Origin of the sequence: Mycoavidus cysteinexigens (genome assembly GCF_003966915.1) — a bacterium.
In the GTDB taxonomy this organism is placed as follows: domain Bacteria; phylum Pseudomonadota; class Gammaproteobacteria; order Burkholderiales; family Burkholderiaceae; genus Mycoavidus; species Mycoavidus cysteinexigens.
Map to the genome: position 1 here is coordinate 2,525,785 of NZ_AP018150.1, position 16,433 is coordinate 2,542,217.

Annotated in this window: 15 protein-coding genes, 1 tRNA gene, 1 other RNA gene and 1 pseudogene; 10 read left to right on the top strand and 8 right to left on the bottom strand. The window is 49.6% G+C overall.

The annotated features are described in order from the left end of the window. The first annotated feature begins 189 nt into the window (after window positions 1-189). From MCB1EB_RS10640 to virB11, 10 genes are all read left to right on the top strand, one after another. A tRNA-Val gene (locus MCB1EB_RS10640) sits at window positions 190-264 on the top strand. 150 nt (window positions 265-414) lie between these two features. Then, window positions 415-717, top strand: a complete 303-nt coding sequence (locus MCB1EB_RS10645) for a TrbC/VirB2 family protein (RefSeq protein ID WP_052393949.1) — start codon at window positions 415-417, stop codon at window positions 715-717. Window positions 718-726: 9 nt separating this feature from the next. Next, a complete protein-coding gene (locus MCB1EB_RS10650) occupies window positions 727-1,038 on the top strand; it encodes a VirB3 family type IV secretion system protein (RefSeq protein WP_045364409.1) in 312 nt (103 codons plus the stop codon). Then, window positions 1,035-3,464 carry a VirB4 family type IV secretion/conjugal transfer ATPase gene (locus tag MCB1EB_RS10655; RefSeq protein WP_045364405.1) on the top strand — a complete coding sequence of 810 codons (2,430 nt, stop codon included), beginning with the start codon at window positions 1,035-1,037 and terminating at the stop codon, window positions 3,462-3,464. Before MCB1EB_RS10650 ends, MCB1EB_RS10655 begins: the two co-directional genes overlap by 4 nt. 3 nt (window positions 3,465-3,467) lie before the next feature. After that, a complete protein-coding gene (virB5, locus tag MCB1EB_RS10660) occupies window positions 3,468-4,166 on the top strand; it encodes a P-type DNA transfer protein VirB5 (RefSeq protein WP_052393947.1) in 699 nt (232 codons plus the stop codon). A gap of 24 nt (window positions 4,167-4,190) precedes the next feature. Next, the gene (locus MCB1EB_RS10665; RefSeq protein WP_045364402.1) at window positions 4,191-5,048 is read left to right on the top strand and encodes a TrbL/VirB6 family protein; all 858 of its coding nucleotides are present in this window, start codon (window positions 4,191-4,193) and stop codon (window positions 5,046-5,048) included. A 148-nt stretch (window positions 5,049-5,196) separates the two neighbouring features. Further along, on the top strand, window positions 5,197-5,889 hold the full coding sequence (locus MCB1EB_RS10670) for a VirB8 family type IV secretion system protein (RefSeq protein ID WP_045364399.1): 693 nt from the start codon (window positions 5,197-5,199) through the stop codon (window positions 5,887-5,889). A 7-nt stretch (window positions 5,890-5,896) separates the two neighbouring features. Further along, window positions 5,897-6,730 (top strand): P-type conjugative transfer protein VirB9, encoded by an 834-nt coding sequence (virB9, locus tag MCB1EB_RS10675; protein WP_126354028.1) that lies wholly within the window; start codon window positions 5,897-5,899, stop codon window positions 6,728-6,730. Continuing rightward, a complete protein-coding gene (gene virB10 / locus MCB1EB_RS10680) occupies window positions 6,730-7,878 on the top strand; it encodes a type IV secretion system protein VirB10 (RefSeq protein ID WP_045364395.1) in 1,149 nt (382 codons plus the stop codon). The genes virB9 and virB10 overlap by 1 nt, the downstream gene beginning before the upstream one ends. After that, complete coding sequence (virB11, locus tag MCB1EB_RS10685) at window positions 7,853-8,971, top strand: P-type DNA transfer ATPase VirB11 (RefSeq protein ID WP_269471766.1); 1,119 nt, start codon at window positions 7,853-7,855, stop codon at window positions 8,969-8,971. The genes virB10 and virB11 overlap by 26 nt, the downstream gene beginning before the upstream one ends. A 517-nt stretch (window positions 8,972-9,488) precedes the next feature. On the opposite strand, the gene rnpB is transcribed toward virB11, so the two are convergent. The 8 genes and pseudogenes from rnpB to MCB1EB_RS10725 form a co-directional block, all read right to left on the bottom strand. Continuing rightward, window positions 9,489-9,881: RNase P RNA component class A (gene rnpB / locus MCB1EB_RS10690), an RNA gene on the bottom strand. 29 nt (window positions 9,882-9,910) lie between these two features. After that, entirely contained in the window at window positions 9,911-10,951 is a 1,041-nt protein-coding gene (gene pyrC, locus MCB1EB_RS10695) for a dihydroorotase (RefSeq protein ID WP_126354064.1), read from the bottom strand. Window positions 10,952-11,163: 212 nt separating this feature from the next. Then, window positions 11,164-11,877: an ABC transporter ATP-binding protein gene (locus MCB1EB_RS10700; RefSeq protein WP_026921533.1), complete on the bottom strand. Its 714-nt coding sequence runs from the start codon at window positions 11,875-11,877 to the stop codon at window positions 11,164-11,166. Further along, window positions 11,877-12,656, bottom strand: coding sequence for an ABC transporter ATP-binding protein (locus MCB1EB_RS10705; RefSeq protein WP_045366228.1), 780 nt, complete (start codon window positions 12,654-12,656; stop codon window positions 11,877-11,879). Before MCB1EB_RS10705 ends, MCB1EB_RS10700 begins: the two co-directional genes overlap by 1 nt. Before the next feature lie 117 nt (window positions 12,657-12,773). Further along, a pseudogene (locus MCB1EB_RS10710) lies at window positions 12,774-13,817 on the bottom strand (ABC transporter permease subunit); the annotation flags it as partial. A gap of 131 nt (window positions 13,818-13,948) precedes the next feature. After that, a complete protein-coding gene (locus tag MCB1EB_RS10715; protein ID WP_045364386.1) occupies window positions 13,949-14,899 on the bottom strand; it encodes a branched-chain amino acid ABC transporter permease in 951 nt (316 codons plus the stop codon). A 24-nt stretch (window positions 14,900-14,923) separates the two neighbouring features. Beyond that, on the bottom strand, window positions 14,924-15,898 hold the full coding sequence (ispH, locus tag MCB1EB_RS10720) for a 4-hydroxy-3-methylbut-2-enyl diphosphate reductase (RefSeq protein ID WP_045364383.1): 975 nt from the start codon (window positions 15,896-15,898) through the stop codon (window positions 14,924-14,926). 9 nt (window positions 15,899-15,907) lie between these two features. Next, the gene (locus MCB1EB_RS10725; protein ID WP_045364380.1) at window positions 15,908-16,363 is read right to left on the bottom strand and encodes an FKBP-type peptidyl-prolyl cis-trans isomerase; all 456 of its coding nucleotides are present in this window, start codon (window positions 16,361-16,363) and stop codon (window positions 15,908-15,910) included. Between the last annotated feature and the right edge of the window lie 70 nt (window positions 16,364-16,433).

The following is a 16,433-nucleotide window of genomic DNA, read 5'->3' on the forward strand; positions in this document are numbered from 1 at the left end:
ACTGCGATCCAACCGTACGCTGACGTTATTCGCAGCTAGGAATATTTATGTTTTTGTCTCGGATGAAACTCATAAACTAAAAGCGCGGGGCCTTCCCAGAGCAACAAAAAGTGGCGTTCCACACTATTTATCTGATAAGCTTATCGTTTCTGCTGCGCGCGCATGCGTGGCTATATTAGTATTCAATTAGGGCGATTAACTCAGCGGTAGAGTGCCACCTTCACACGGTGGAAGCCAGTGGTTCGATCCCACTATCGCCCACCAAATCCTTCCCGCCAGCGACATAGGCAGTCCGCACTGCTCTCAAAACCTGTTCATTTTTGCAAAAAATTGTTGCCATTTACGGCACTTAGCTTCGCTCCCTGAGTCAAACCAGATTCATTCTAGAGTGTTACGTTATCTGCTAAGGCCACTATGATCCTTTCTCATTATCGCTATTTATTCAACCGTATCAGCGCGCATAGCATGCTGGGCGCAGCGACCCTAACCCTAGCAAATGCGGCGATTGCACAGGGACTGTCGAAAGCCACAGGGGTCCTACAGACCCTGCAAAATGAGCTGACCTCTATCATCCCCATTTGCGCCACAATCTTGCTTTTATTTATTGGGCTTGCCTATGCGGGCCGCTTCCTAGAAAAAGAAGCAGCAATACGTTGGGCGATCGGTATCATCATCGCCGGTTCCGCAGTCCAAATTACTGCCATGCTTTTTACCTAACCAACGGCAATGGCTGAGTCCAAATCTTTCCCGCTTTTCAAAGGCGCAACGCGCGTGCCGACCATTGCAGGCGTGCCGATGACGCCTTTAATTATTATGCTGATGGGAAGCGCGATGTTTGCGATGTACTTCAGTCTGTGGTGGTGGCTCTGCGCTCCGCTGGCTTGGTGTTTAATGGCGCAAATTACCCGCCATGACGACCGCGCTTTTCGGATTTGGTGGCTTTGGATTGACACGACATTACGCAACCGCAATCAACGATTTTGGGGGGCTTCTAGCTATAGCCCAGCCGATTATCGCCGCAGGAAATCAGCATCATGAGATTAATGCGATCGCGCCAAATTTTGGCCAGCGAGGCCTCCGTGACGCAATATATTCCGTATTCTCACCACGTCACCGAAACCATCATTTCGACCAAGAGTGCAGAGTATTTATCTGTCTGGAAAATCGGCGGGCGCTCGCATCAGAGCGCTTCAAGTGACGAGATTTTAGGCTGGACGCGAGAGCTCAACAACACGCTACGCGGACTAGCCTCCGACCATATTTGTGTATGGACACATATTATTCGCCGCAGAGTGAATGAGTATCCAAATAGCGAATTCGATAATGTATTTTGCCAACAACTTAACCAAAAATATCAAGCCAGCTTTGACCACCATAAACTCATGGTCAATGATCTGTATTTGACGGTTATTTTTCGGCCCGTAGCGGATCCTGTGCTGTCGTTTTTTGCCCGGCGCGAACGTGAAACGCTCGCGCAAAAAACGCAACGGCAAGAAGCTGCAATTAAGCAGCTTAATGACATTAATCAGACCCTTAAGCGCGCCTTTAAACGTTACGATGCGGAGCTGCTCGGACTTTACCAAAAAAATGGCCATACCTATTCATTGGCGCTGGAATTTCTAGCTCAGCTGATCAATAGCGAACCCAAACCCATGCCGGTCTGCCGTGATCGTTTCGCTGATTACATGTGCTTGAACCGACCGTTTTTTAGTACCTGGGGGGAAATCGGCGAAATTCGCACGGCCACCCGTGTGCGCCGGTTTGGCATGGTGGAGATCCGAGAATATGATGACGCCACGGTGCCGGGGCAGCTTAATATATTGCTTGAAAGCCAATTTGAATTTGTTCTAACGCAAAGCTTTTCAACTCTTTCGCGTCATGCCGCTAAGGATTTCTTGCAACGTCACCAGCGCCATTTGGTCGATGCGCGCGACGTCGCGCAAGGGCAAATCGACGCGATTGGTACGGCGCTTGATCAGTTAGTATCCGGTCACTTTATCATGGGGGAGCATCATATGAGCCTGCTGGTACTGGGCGAAGATGCCACCCAAGTGCGTCACGCTTTGGCACAAAGCAGCTCCGCCCTGTTAGATGCAGGCCTGGTGCCCAAAATAGTGGATCTAGCTCTAGAAGCTGGCTTTTGGGCACAATTACCTGCTAACTGGAGCTACCGACCTAGGCCCGCCGCGATTACTTCATTAAATTTTCTTTCCTTTTCGCCGTTTCATAATTTCATGAGCGGCAAACCCACAGGTAACCCTTGGGGACCGGCTGTCACGGTTTTAAAAACTGTCAGCGGCACTCCGCTTTATTTTAATTTTCATGCATCGAAATTAGAAGAAGACGCGACTGGCAAACGGCTGCTGGGCAACACCATGATGATTGGGCAATCCAGCTCCGGCAAAACCGTGACGCTGGGTTTTTTATTAGCTCAAGCGCAAAAGTTGAAGCCTACAGCGATTGTTTTTGATAAAGATCGTGGCATGGAAGTGGCGATTTTGGCGATGGGTGGCTGTTATTTGCCGCTTAATCTAGGTCAGCCCTCTGGTTTTAATCCATTCCAGCTTGAGCCTACGCCTGCCAATCTGCTGTTTCTTAGGGAATTTGTTAAAAAATTGGCGGTTATTGATGGCTCGCTCACGCACCAGGAAGAACAGGAAATCGATCAGGCTTTAAATACTCTGATGTTTCACCTAGACTCGCCGCTGCGGCGCTTATCCATGCTGGTGCAGGGATTACCCAATCCAATCCAGGCCCAAGACAGCGCCAATTCGCGCGCAACCGTTCATGCGCGCCTATTGAAATGGTGTCAGGGCGGCCCATACGGCTGGCTGTTTGATAATCCCAATGACGCGCTTGATTTAAGCCAAAACCGGCTCTACGGTTTTGACGTCACCGATTTTCTTGAGCATCCTGAGATCCGCACGCCGCTGATGATGTATCTGTTATACCGCACCGAAAACATGCTCGACGGTCGCCGGTTTATGTATATCTTCGACGAATTCTGGAAACCTTTGCAAGATGAATATTTTGAAGATCTGGCAAAAAATAAACAGAAAACCATTCGGAAGCAAAACGGTATTTTTGTGTTTGCAACTCAAGAGCCTAGCGACGCACTCGCTAGCTCAATCGCCAAAACCTTGATTCAACAATGCGCAACCTACATTTTTCTGCCTAATCCCAAAGCCGATTATGAGGATTACATGCAAGGCTTTAAGTTGACTGACGCTGAATTTGAACTCGTTAAAGGCTTAGGTGAATTTAGTCGGCGTTTCTTGATCAAACAAGGAGATAACTCGGTGCTTGCCGAATTAGACCTGAGCAAGTTCGAAGACGAACTCTTGGTTTTATCTGGCACACCCGACCACGCCCTCTTAGCTGAGCAAATTATTGCAGAAACTAGTGCCGATCCTGAAATTTGGTTACCGCTTTATCTTGCGCGTGTACGTGCGCCAAAGGATTAAAGCATGAGCAAAAAACTGACGTTAATCTATGCCACCGCTCTCGCAATTCAGATGATTCAACCCACGTTTGCGAGGGCAAATGGCATGCCGGTTATTGATGTCGTGGCGGCAGCTCATGCTATTGAACAAATCAGCCGCATGGCGGAACAAATTAAGGCAACCCATGATCAACTGCAACAGGCCCGGCAACAATACGAAGCCATAACGGGTCAGCGCGGCTTGGGCTCACTTTTCTACAGAGCCGACTTAGGCCGCACTTTACCGCCGAACTGGCGCACGGTATACGATGCTGCACAAAACGGTAACTATGGCATCTCTGGCTCGATTCAAGAAATTCTTAAACAGGAACAAACCCATAGCTCAATCCAAACTGCGCAACGCGATCTAGAATTGCGCCGCCGCCAGATTGCTGCTACTGATAAGGCAATCGGCCTTAAAGCTTACGAAGGTGCGCAACAACGCTTAGATCAAATTGAAGCATTAATGAAAAAAATCAGCGCGACCGAGGATCCCAAAGCGCTGGATGAACTACAAGCCCGCATTAATATCGAGCAAGCCGCAATCCAGAATGAAACCGTCAAACTCGCCATGATTAGCCAGTTGCAAAAAGCCGAACAGCAGCTCATCGCGGAACAAAAACGCGCTTTAAGCCAACGTATCCTCAATAGTCAAAATCAGGCCATGCCGACTTTGAGGGAATAAAAGAATTCAATTTCTGCTGCTCGTATGTCATTTCAACTGTTTACGCCGCTGTTCCAAAAAATCGATCAAGTCACCACAACTTTTGTGACAGAGATTTGCGCCAATACAATCTTAGCGATTACGCCGGTCGTATCGATTGGCTTAACCTTAGCTTTTATGGCGTACGGTCTGCTGGTGCTTCAAGGATCTATCGAAATGCCGGTGCACAACTTCATTGCACGTTCATTTCGTATCGCCGTAATTGTGTCGCTAGCCTTAACTGGGGGACTGTATCAAGCGCAAATTGCCCAACTTGTTATGCACGGCTCGGATGAGCTTGCCTATGCGCTGGTTCCAGGATCGCCTCAGACTGAAAGTCCGGCTAGCTTACTGGATCATGCTGCCGGCAATGGCTTTGATAAAGCTAGCCAAGCCTTTGAAAAAGCCGGGCATTTTGAAGCTCAAGAAATTGTTTATGGACTTTTTGGCATAACGCTCTTGCTGGCAACCGGCATCATGACGGCGCTTGGCGGCGCGTATATGGTGCTCATCAAATTGGTCCTTGCCCTGTTGGCAGGTCTTGGGCCATTGTTCATCGTGGCTTTACTCTGGCAGTCCACCTCACGCTTTTTTGCAGCCTGGATTAAGCAAATCCTTAGCTACGCTTTGCTCTTAGTTTTTCTTTCCGCGCTATTGGGCTTAATTGTCTCTCTCTATAGTAATTACATGACCGACCTACAGTTCGATGGTGTCCAAAACGTTAGTTATGGATTGGGCGGCGCGGTCATTTTAGCGGTCCTCTCAATCATTATTTTTCAGCAGTTACCGGCCCTCGCCCGTGCGCTTGCAAACGGCGTTAGCCTTGCATGGGTGTGGAAGTTGCAAACAAATAGGCGCTCATAATGCATTTAAAACGGATTCTCTCTCTATGCTTGTTCAGCATTTTATTAGCTTGCTCTTCCATTCCCAAAAGACCTAAGTCAGCCGACGAAAGCAATCGAGTTCGCATCAATCAAACGATCCCAGAAGAAATTAGAAGCGGGATTAAATAATGGACTACAGACCGATTGAGAGTAAAAAAATAGCGCACTACTTGGCGGAAAGTCGGGGACTAGAGCGCGACTATATTGGTGAAATTTTAAATTCACGCAAATCGGCCTGGATTATTGCCAGCGTCTTTGGTGTATTGGCTTTATTAGGCTTAAGCGCCGGCGTGATTGGGATTCAGCGCGAAGTGCCGCCGCCGGTTGTGCTGCGAGTCGACAACGCCACGGGCGCGGTAGATGGGGTGCAAACAATGGCCGAAAAAGAAGCGACTTACGGCGAAATAACAGATCAATATTGGCTAAATCAATATGTCTTAAATCGTGAAAGTTACGATTACAACACGATTCAAAAATCATACGAAGCAACTGGCTTAATGAGTACGCCGGAAGTGGCGCACCAATACCAAGCCCTATATCGCGGCTCCAACGCCCGTGACCAAGTGTTAGGCAAGTATGCGCGCATTGCGGTCACCGTCCGCTCGATCGTGCCTGATGTTGAGATGGGTATTGGCAGCGTGCGCTTTACGACGCAACAAATTAATTCAAATGGAACAAAAAAAGCCCCGCGCAATTGGATTGCTACTGTGCGTTACCATTATTTACGTAAAGCCGCCATGAAACCCGAAGCGCGGCGCATCAACCTGCTTGGTTTTCAAGTCAGCAGCTATCGGATAGATCCAGAAACTCTCGCTGAATAACCTTCCCATGGAGCAAACTCATCTCACCATGTTACATAAGGTCTTACGATTGGCTTTCTTCTTGGCCTTCGCCTTACTGCCAAACCAACCTACGTACGCCCTCAGTGCCCCCGAACGCTCCAGTTACGATCACCGGATTCGTTACACTAACTACAACCCAGCCGATGTGGTGCAAATCGATAGCATGCTTGGGATTGCCACCCATATCATGCTTGAAGAAGGTGAAACCTATCTCACGCATGCTTTTGGCGATGCGAGCGCTTGGTCCTTTGTCGCCGAAAAAAACCATATCTTCATTAAACCTAAAGCAGAAAATGCAGATACGAATCTGATTCTGATCACCAATCGGCGCAGTTATAACTTTCGCCTAAGTTACCAACCTTCACGCTCAGTAGCAGCCGTTTATCAACTAGTTTTTCGCTACCCAGATACCGATACGCTTAAGCTACAAGCGCAAAAAGACACGTTCGCGCTGGCACAAGGCTTTAAAGTGCCGCCAGGCAACTATAACTTAGCGTATGAAATGAGCGGCGATCTGGAAATCGCACCGATCAACGTATGGGATAACGGTCGTTTTACCTATTTCAAATTTCCCGGCAATCGGGATCTTCCCGCGATTTATAAAGTGGATACGCAAGCCGACGAGAACATTGTCAATCGTCATATAAAGGGTTCTGCCAACAATATTATCGTGGTTGAAAGCATCAATCCCAAATGGATCCTCCGACTTGGCGAACAAACTCTCGCCATCTATAACGAAGCGTTCAATCCGAGCGGCATTGCCAACCACACTGGCACCGCTTCTCCGGCTGTACGGCGTATTATTAAGGAGCCGCGCTAATGTTCAATTCAGTGGATAAAACCAAACAAAATGCGCATCCAGTAGAAAATTCCCAGCCAGCACAGATTAATGGCGAGCGTGGCAGTGCCGAGTTAGATACGCAACGCCCCCTCTCGCTTCCTGGTGCGCGCCTTTTATTTATCGTGCTGATTATCTGCACCTTAGCGATTGGCCTGCTTTTCATGCGTAAAGCCTCGCAGCTACGCAACAACCCACCCAAGCAACCCATGCAGCAAGCCGTATCGTTGCAAAATCCGCTGCCCCCATTACTATCAAACGCGCCTTCAGCACAAAAAGAGACGCTTCTAGAGCCGCCCTTGCCCCCTCTTCCATTGGTTTCACCTACGGTTGATCTTGAACCGCCCCCGCTGCACTCCCCTCCTCAAATGCAACTGCGCGAACGGCGTTTACTTGCTGGCTTAACGGATAACCCCCAACCTGCGCCACCGTCGGACAAGCTAGATAAGCCGACGAGCCCGGCTAATCTTAAGACCAGCAACGCAAACGAATTATCCAATAAATTAGAACCAGTAATGCTCAGTCCAGCCACCGCAGGCCGTTTTAGCGACCTAAATTTGTTGCTGACCCAAGGCACCATTATTAGCTGTGTGCTAGCCACTAAGATTATTAGCAGCCAGCCAGGCATGACGGTTTGCAACTTAACTCAAGATGTCTATTCGGCCAACGGTCAGGTGGTATTACTTGATCGCGGTTCAAAGGTGGTCGGTTTTTATCAAAGCGGCATCGCTCAAGGACAGGCCCGCATTTTTGTACAATGGTCTCGTGTGGAAACGCCCCAAGGGGTCATCATTAACCTGACCTCGCCTGGAGCCGGCCCGCTTGGCGAGGCTGGTTTAAGCGGCTGGGTTGATCGACATTTTGGGGAACGTTTCGGCGGCACCATTATGTTGAGTTTAATTGGCGATTTAGGAGAATGGGCGCTGGCCCAAAATCGGCGTGAAGAAACCAACTCAATTCAGTTCGGCAATTCTCTTCAAGGGCTAGAACAAGCTGCCACCGAAGCATTACGCAACTCGATCAATATTGCGCCGACCCTCTACAAAAACCAAGGCGAACGCATTTCAATTCTAGTCGCGCGCGATTTAGATTTTAGTAGCGTTTATGGACTCCAGCACCATGAGCCATGAAGCTATTTCCGCCCCTGTCGCTGCGCGGCAAATGCCTGACTTAACCACCATGCCCCAACCTGCGGCAAAAGACTCGGCGCTTTTGCAGTTATTGCGACCTTTTAAGCGTTTCCTCGACGATCCAACTATCAGCGAGCTCGCCATGAACCGTGCGCTTGAAGTGCTAACCCGCACCCGCATCGGCTGGCTTACGTACCCGATGCCAGAGCTTACCGCGAGTTATATGCAAGCCCTAATTACCGCGATTGTGGTCTATAACGGCCTACCGATGAAAAGCCTGATGTATGCGATCTTACCCGGCGGCCAGCGCGTAACGATTGGCTTACCGCCCGCCGTCATTAACCACTCATTGATGTTTCTGATTCGCAAGCAGACCCCTACCGTCAAGTCTCTGATTGAGCTCGAAGCCGAAGGGACATTTGACCGGGTTATCGATGTGAGCTTCCATCAACCCAGCTCAGAAACTTGCACAGAGCAATTAACCACACCCGACTTCAATCGGCTTGAACCGTTTGAAGTAGAGTTGCTAGAACTCAAGCGCAACGGCACGATACGCAAATTTCTCGAAGCTAGCGTTCAGTACCAGCGCAACATCATCATCGCCGGCAAAACCAGTGCAGGTAAAACCACCTTTGCGCGCTCCTTAATCGAGCAAGTGCCAACTAGCGAACGCATTGCCACAATTGAAGATGTGCATGAACTTTTTTTGCCCCATCATCCGAATGTCATCGCATTACTTTACGGCCAAGGCACAGGCCGCGTCTCGGCGGATGAATGTATTGCCGCGTGTATGCGAGCGACTCCAGATCGAATCTTTCTAGCGGAATTACGCGGCGATGAAGCCTGGGAATATCTCATGTCGCTTAACACCGGCCACCCAGGTTCAATCACCACGACCCACGCTAACGGCGCACTACAAACCTTTGAGCGAATTGCGACTTTAATTAAAAAATCCAGCGCCGGCCAACATATCGGCATGGAAATGATCAAGCAAGTTCTTTACACCACGATTGATATTGTGCTTTTTGTTAAAGATCGTCAGCTCACTGAGATTTTCTACGATCCGATTTTTGCTAAGGCGAAAAGAGTTTAAGCGACCGTTCTTGCCTGCATCTGGGGGGACTAAAGATAAAAAAAAGCCCAAACCTAAGTTCGGGCTGAATCCACCAAAGGAGGAGGGTGGAGGAGACACTGTTTGGCTGTCTTTAACAACAACCGATGGAAAGGATTATAGCGATAACTCTTGTGCAATGCAAGGAAATTTATAATATAAAATTATTTTTTACATTATGAAAAAATAGAGGGGATTATACGAATTTTTAAAATACTTATTTTTCAATAAGTTAGCTGTAAGTATGCAAATGCTCTAACACTATTTAAGAAAAAATGAGGGAACTATTTGGGCCTTACTTCAGGAAATTTCGCCTCAAAACCGGCATGCTGCGCAGCACAAATATTTTTGAGTAATTGATCCGCACGAAGGTGCAATGACCACAACGCCACGCACGCATCGAACTGTGATGCAAGCGCTTAATCGGAAAACGGATAAAAAGAAGAAAGACTGAATAGGTTTCAACCCCAGCACACAACGGGGCCTAACTATAATGAAAAAGCAAAGCGGACCATAAGCCGGATTCTGTGCGCGCAACCGGAGCTGCGCGTGACGGCCATTCCTCTAGGCGCGTTATTACTAACGCGCTCAAGCTTCCTACCCACGGACCAGCAAGGGGCCTGCTTGCATTCTAAGATGCGTGCCCGCTACTTGGAATTGCTCCAGGTGGAGGTTACCGCGCCAGTTACGTCACCGCAACTGCGGTGCGCTCTTACCGCACCGTTTCACCCTTACCTGAGCCATAAGCTTAACGCTTAAGGCCATCGGCGGTTTACTTTCTGTTGCCCTATTCCGCGTGTCACCACGGATGGCTGTTAGCCATCACCCTGCCCTTTGGAGTCCGGACTTTCCTCCCCCTTCTAACGAAGGCGGCGGCGGTCTAGTCCACTTTGCTCACCTGAGTGTAGCACGCTTATTTAATTATGACAGCCGCCATTCGATGATTTCACCTGCACCGAGTGGCACCAACGTGTGTTCGCCTGCCGTTAACTCAGATGGCAACGTCCACGGCTCGCGCCGCAGCGTCACCGTTCCCGGATTGCGCTCCAACCCATAAAATGTAGCGCCATGAACGCTTGCAAAACCCTCCAACTGCGCCAACGCACCCACGCCATCGAAAACCTGCGCATAGAGCTCAAGCGCATGTAGCGCCGTATAACACCCGGCGCAACCGCAGTCGTGTTCTTTCGCCCCCTTGGGATGCGGCGCGCTATCCGTCCCCAAGAAAAAACGAGGGTTACCGGACGTCGCGGCTTTAATTAGCGCCAGCCGATGCTGCTCGCGCTTTAAGACTGGCAAGCAATAATAGTGCGGCCGCAGCCCTTTTTGAAAAAGCGCATTGCGGTTATACAACAGATGATGCGCCGTAATCGTCGCCCCCAACATGCCAGGTGCAGCCTCTGCATCGCGCACATAGTCAGCCGCCTCTTGCGTTGTAATATGCTCAAAAACCACTTTCAAAGCCGGAAATGCGCGCCGTACAGGCTCCAGCACTTGATCGATAAATATTTTTTCACGATCGAATATATCCACCGACGCATCCGTGACTTCGCCATGCACCAGCAGCGGCAACCCCACCTCTTGCATCGCTTCTAACGCTTTTGTACAGTGCTTAAGATCCGTCACGCCGGCATCTGAATGAGTGGTCGCCCCTGCCGGATAAAGCTTAACCGCCTGTACCCGACCGGACTCGTGCGCGCGACGAATCTCATCCGCAGGTGTATTGTCAGTCAGATAAAGTGCCATTAACGGCTCAAAAGCCGCGCCCTCTGGCAACGCAGCCATAATGCGTTGGCGATAAGCCAGCGCTTGGGCCGTAGTGGTTACGGGAGGCTTCAGATTAGGCATCACCATCGCGCGCCCGAATTGGCGTGCAGTATGTGGCAGCACCGCAGCTAACATCGCGCCGTCACGCAGATGCAGATGCAGATCATCGGGACGCGTAATTGTTAAAGAATCCATTTGTGCGGCATGGGGTTTAATATGAACGTGTTGAAAGTGATTTTCCATGAATTTGAGCCTAACTCATCAGTCTGTTTTACTGGATTCATTATAAGCGGGTGCGCATTGCCTCAAGCTAAAAGTAGTCAAAGAGGACTTTGCCATTATTTTTGTGTGTGAGGCGGCCACATTAAAAATTTGGATAGACTCCTATCTTCAATAAAACACGCGCATCACTCCCCCAAATAAGCGGCCCTCACCTTCGGATCTCCCAGCAACTGTTTCGCCTCCCCAGACATAGAGATCAAACCCGACTCCATCACATACGCCCGATTCGCTGCCTGCAACGCCAGCCGCGCATTTTGTTCGACCAGCAAGATAGTCAGCCCCTGAGCCGAAATTTCACGCACCACTTCAAAAATGCGCTCAACCATCAACGGCGAAAGGCCCATTGAAGGCTCATCCATTAGCAGTAACTTAGGCCGGCCTAGTAATGCGCGCGCCATCGCCAACATCTGCTGTTCCCCACCCGAGAGCGTGCCGGCAAGCTGCGCCGCGCGTTCCTGCAAACGCGGAAAATAAACAAACATTTGCTCAATATCTTGCTTAATGCCATTCACATCATTACGTAAATAAGCGCCCATGCGCAGGTTTTCAAGAATCGTCATGCGCGCAAAAATGCCACGCCCTTCCGGAACCATAGCGAGCCCGCGTTTAAGCAATTCATGTGGCGGAAGGTTTTTGAGCAATTCGCCCCGATACTCAATAGAGCCGGCTGCGCAAGTTTTTAAACCGCAAATCGCCTTCATGGTGGTTGTTTTGCCAGCGCCATTCGCGCCAATCAACGTGACCAATTCACCTTCAAAAATGTCTAGATCAATCCCTTTAACGGCCTGAATGCCGCCATAGGCAAGTTGCAATCCTCTGATTTTTAAGAGTGCTGACATTAGCTGCCTCCTGCGCCCAAGTAGGCTTCAATAACTTTAGGGTTCTTCTGAACCTTCTGCGGCAGACCCGCAGCAATCACTTTGCCGTAATCGAGCACTGTCATCCGATCACATAAACCCATCACGAGTTTTACATCGTGCTCGATCAATAAGATGGTTTTGCCATCGTTGCGAATTTTTTCGAGTAATTGACGCAAACCGATTTTTTCAGTCGCATTCATGCCAGCCGCAGGTTCATCGAGGGCCAGCAGTTTCGGCTCTGTCGCCAATGCGCGCGCGATCTCAAGCCGACGTTGATGGCCATATGACAAATTGCGTGCGGTGTAACCCGCATATTGTCCAATCTCCACATAATCGAGTAAGGCGCGGGCATGCTCTACAATTTCTTTTTCTTCGCGCCGTTCAGCAGGCGTGCGCAAGACCGCGCCTAATAATCCTTGGCGGGTGCGCACATGACGTCCGACCATGACATTCTCAAGTGCGGTCATACCGCCAAATAAACGGATATTTTGGAAAGTGCGTGCAATTCCGGTGCGTGCCACTTCATGCACTGCGGTTGGCTCATACGGTTTGCCATCCAGTATAAAAGTACCGGCATCTGGCTCATATAAACCCGTTATCACATTAAAAAAAGTCGTTTTGCCAGCGCCATTTGGGCCAATCAAGCCATAAATGTGGCCGCTGGCGATTTCTAAACTCACATCATGGAGTGCCTGCAAGCCGCCAAAACTTTTATTGACGCCGTTGACCGACAAAAGAATAGGTTGAGTTTGTGCTATCAATCACGGCCTCTTTCATCTGACAGCCCGCGGTCTTGTATAGACTTAGTCTCGGGCTGAAGTAAACAATATCCGACTTGCTTAGGTAGCAAGACGACGCAGTTCATATACGCTGAATTAATTGCGCTTAGCTTTTTTTGCGATTCGATCTTCATGCTTAGCAGCCGGCCATAGGCCAGCCGGACGATAGAGCATGATAATAATCATGGTCAAACCATAAAATAGTTGCCGAATGGCTTCTACAGCGAAAATCTCGCGGCCGAATAATGCATCCTGCAAAGGTCCCATCGTTGAGCGCAAAAACTCGGGAAAAATCAAGAGCAGCAGCGCGCCCAAAATAACGCCTGGAATATGCCCCATGCCGCCCAGCACAACGCATGCTAGCACCACAATAGATTCTGAAAAGGTGAACGATTCGGGCGAGACAAAACCTTGAAAAGCCGCAAACATTGCCCCTGAAACGCCACCAAACGAAGCGCCCATTGCAAATGCGAGCAATTTCATATTGCGCGTATTAATGCCCATTGCTTTGGCTGCCGTTTCGTCTTCGCGGATGGCGGCCCAAGCCCGACCAATGCGTGAATGTTGTAGGCGAATGCAAATAAAAATCACGCATAACGCAAGCGCAGCGAACAAATAATAATATAAATATACAGAGGGGAAATCTATTCCAAACAGGGTATGTGTTTTCGATAAATCAAAACCAAATAGAGTCACTGGCGCAATATTCGCAATCCCTTGTGGGCCGTTAGTGAGGTTGAGAGGACGGTCCAGGTTGTTCATGAAAATCCGCACAATCTCGCCAAAACCCAGCGTCACAATAGCCAAATAATCACCGCGCAAACGCAGTGTGGGCGCACCCAACAAAACACCGAACAAAGCCGCCATGGCAAGCGCAATCGGCAAGATTAACCAAATCGTAAGGTGTGGCCCGGCCGGCAGTAACTGAGCGATCCAGTCAAATTGCTGCGCTAGATGAGGAGATGATAAAAGAGCCGCGATATATGCGCCCACCGCATAAAAGGCGATGTAGCCCAGATCAAGCAAACCGGCAAAACCGACGACTATATTCAAACCCAATGCCAACATCACATAGAGCATGGCGAAATCAAGCACTCGCACCCAATAATTTCCACCCACCGCCCCGATCACCAGCGGAGCTAAAAGTATTGTGAGTGCGAGCAGCGCCATACCTGCATAGGCCGTCACTGATTTTTTCGTAGTAGACGCTATCATGTATTTAAGCAAAACCTTATACAGAAGTTGGAGTAAAGTGAATCCGGCCTAGGTATTTATGCGCGATCGCTAACCCGCTCGCCTAGCAAGCCAGAGGGCCGCAGCACCAATACGACAATTAATACGATAAAGGCAAATACATCTTGGTAGTTACTCCCGAAAACCCCGCCGGTCAAATCGCCGATATAGCCTGCGCTCAGTTGTTCGATAATCCCCAGCAAGATTCCACCTACCATCGCGCCACCTAAATTGCCAATCCCACCTAACACCGCCGCAGTAAATGCTTTAATGCCTGGAATAAAGCCCATGTCGAAACGCGCATTGCCGTATTCAGAAGCAATCATCACCCCCGCCAGCGCAGCTAACGCTGCGCCAATCATGAACGTAGCGCAAATCACAAAATTGGGATTCACCCCCATTAAGCTCGCTAGCGCTCGATTTTCCGCTGTGGCGCGCATGGCGCGGCCAAGTCGCGTCTTATGTACAAGCCATAAGAGCCCCCCCATGGTGGCAAACGCGACCACTACAATAATAATTTCAGTCATTGAAATCACCGCGCCTGGGTGCTCTCCTTGAGGCGCAATGACGTTGATTGGATCCGTTGGCAATAGTTGCGGAAACATCAATGGCGCCCGCGAAAAGATCATCATGGCTAGCGTTTGCAACAGAATCGACACGCCAATCGCCGTGATGAGAGGCGCCAGCCGCGGCGCATTACGTAACGGCCGGTATGCTACTCGCTCAATCAAATAGGCAAGAAAAGCGCAGACGCAGGCGGCAACCATCAACGCAATTAATAGCGTCGGTATCGGGCCTAGCTGCGGAAAATAGGTTTGGATCAGCTTAATCACGGAAAGCGCAATCAGCGCGCCCACCATTAACACATCACCATGCGCAAAATTGATAATACCTAGAATGCCATACACCATTGTGTAGCCTAGTGCGATCAGCGCATAAACACTACCCAGCACTAAACCATTCAGAATTTGCTGGATAAAAATATCCATTTGCCCTCCTCAATTTAGCTTACTTTAATTTTTTGGCTTACCGACTAATGCGCTGAGTTCCCGCGGTAGCGGGAAAGACACGTTTTCATCCACCCCCTCTAAGGTGCGCACCTTCGCTACGCCAAGCTCGCGCAAGCGTTCAATCACCGATTGCGCCAAGGCTTCAGGCGCCGATGCGCCGGCGGTAACGCCAATGCGGCGCTTGCCCACCAGCCAAGCCGGATCAATCTGCGCCGGCTCATCCACCATATATGCTGAAATGCCAAGTTTTTGCGCAACCTCGCGCAGACGATTCGAATTTGAACTATTCGGGCTGCCCACTACAATCACCAGATCGCATTGCGGCGCCATTAATTTGACTGCATCTTGCCGGTTTTGCGTGGCATAACAAATATCTTGCTTTTTAGGCCCTAAAATCGTCGGGAAACGTTTCTTTAAAGCCCCAATCACTTGCGCAGCATCGTCAACGGACAAGGTGGTTTGCGTCACATAAGCAAGCTTTTGCGGATCAGCCACTTGGAGCTGCTCAACATCTGATACTTTTTCTACTAAGTGCATTCTATCGGGCACTTGTCCCATGGTCCCCTCAACTTCGGGATGACCGATATGCCCAATCATCACGATCTCATAGCCATTGGCCCACATTTTAGCCACTTCGACATGCACTTTTGTCACTAACGGGCAGGTTGCATCGAAAATGTGTAAACCCAACTGCTGAGCTTGTTGGTGCACTTCTTTGGCTACCCCATGCGCACTAAAGATCACCGTACTGCCGGCTGGCACTTGCTCGAGCGACTCAATAAAAACCGCGCCTTTTTGGCGCAAATCGCGCACCACATAAGCATTATGAACAATTTCGTGGCGCACATAAACCGGTGCACCAAAACGCGCCAGCGCCCGCTCGACAATTTCAATCGCGCGATCCACTCCAGCGCAAAATCCGCGCGGCTGGGCGAGTAAAATCTCGGCTTCAGTCTCAGTTAAAGCAGCATGCGCCATGATCCGTCTCTATAAAATACCAATAATCTGCACCTCAAAAGAAAGTGCTTGTCCCGCTAACGGGTGATTAAAATCAAAGAGTGCTCCGCTGGCGTCAATTTCTTTTAAAACACCAGCGTAACGCCCACCACTGGGCGCATTGAATTCAACCAAATCTCCTGGCACAAATTCATCGCTACTCACGCCATGGTCGCGCAAAGCCGCTAACGTTACTTTTTGAATCAGCTCCGGATTGCGCACTCCAAACGCCTGCTCTGGCATTAACCGAAAGGTAGAGTGGCTTCCTACCTTCATTCCGAGCAAAATAGCCTCAAGCGGCGGTGCGATCTGACCCGCTCCTAATAATAAGGTAGCCGGCCGATCGCCGAACGTATTCACGATATCCGCACCATCCGCTAACGAGAGGCGGTAGTGCAGTGTAACGTGCGAGCCTTGCTTCACTTCAGAAAGATTAATCAGGGTCATGCGATGCTAAATCAATATTTATCAAACCGGCGACCAAAAAGCCGCGCCGTAGAGCATAAAAAAACGATAT

Excerpts from the sequence above, each read along its gene's own strand:
- MCB1EB_RS10645 (WP_052393949.1), top strand. The coding sequence starts at position 415 with ATGATCCTTTCTCATTATCGCTATTTATTCAACCGTATCAGCGCGCAT.
- MCB1EB_RS10670 (WP_045364399.1), top strand. The coding sequence starts at position 5,197 with ATGGACTACAGACCGATTGAGAGTAAAAAAATAGCGCACTACTTGGCG.
- virB10 (WP_045364395.1), top strand. The coding sequence starts at position 6,730 with ATGTTCAATTCAGTGGATAAAACCAAACAAAATGCGCATCCAGTAGAA.
- MCB1EB_RS10655 (WP_045364405.1), top strand. The coding sequence starts at position 1,035 with ATGAGATTAATGCGATCGCGCCAAATTTTGGCCAGCGAGGCCTCCGTG.
- MCB1EB_RS10650 (WP_045364409.1), top strand. The coding sequence starts at position 727 with ATGGCTGAGTCCAAATCTTTCCCGCTTTTCAAAGGCGCAACGCGCGTG.
- MCB1EB_RS10665 (WP_045364402.1), top strand. The coding sequence starts at position 4,191 with ATGTCATTTCAACTGTTTACGCCGCTGTTCCAAAAAATCGATCAAGTC.
- MCB1EB_RS10715 (WP_045364386.1), bottom strand. The coding sequence starts at position 14,899 with ATGGATATTTTTATCCAGCAAATTCTGAATGGTTTAGTGCTGGGTAGT.
- ispH (WP_045364383.1), bottom strand. The coding sequence starts at position 15,898 with ATGGCGCATGCTGCTTTAACTGAGACTGAAGCCGAGATTTTACTCGCC.
- MCB1EB_RS10725 (WP_045364380.1), bottom strand. The coding sequence starts at position 16,363 with ATGACCCTGATTAATCTTTCTGAAGTGAAGCAAGGCTCGCACGTTACA.
- MCB1EB_RS10700 (WP_026921533.1), bottom strand. The coding sequence starts at position 11,877 with ATGTCAGCACTCTTAAAAATCAGAGGATTGCAACTTGCCTATGGCGGC.
- pyrC (WP_126354064.1), bottom strand. The coding sequence starts at position 10,951 with ATGGATTCTTTAACAATTACGCGTCCCGATGATCTGCATCTGCATCTG.
- virB5 (WP_052393947.1), top strand. The coding sequence starts at position 3,468 with ATGAGCAAAAAACTGACGTTAATCTATGCCACCGCTCTCGCAATTCAG.
- virB9 (WP_126354028.1), top strand. The coding sequence starts at position 5,897 with ATGGAGCAAACTCATCTCACCATGTTACATAAGGTCTTACGATTGGCT.
- virB11 (WP_269471766.1), top strand. The coding sequence starts at position 7,853 with ATGGACTCCAGCACCATGAGCCATGAAGCTATTTCCGCCCCTGTCGCT.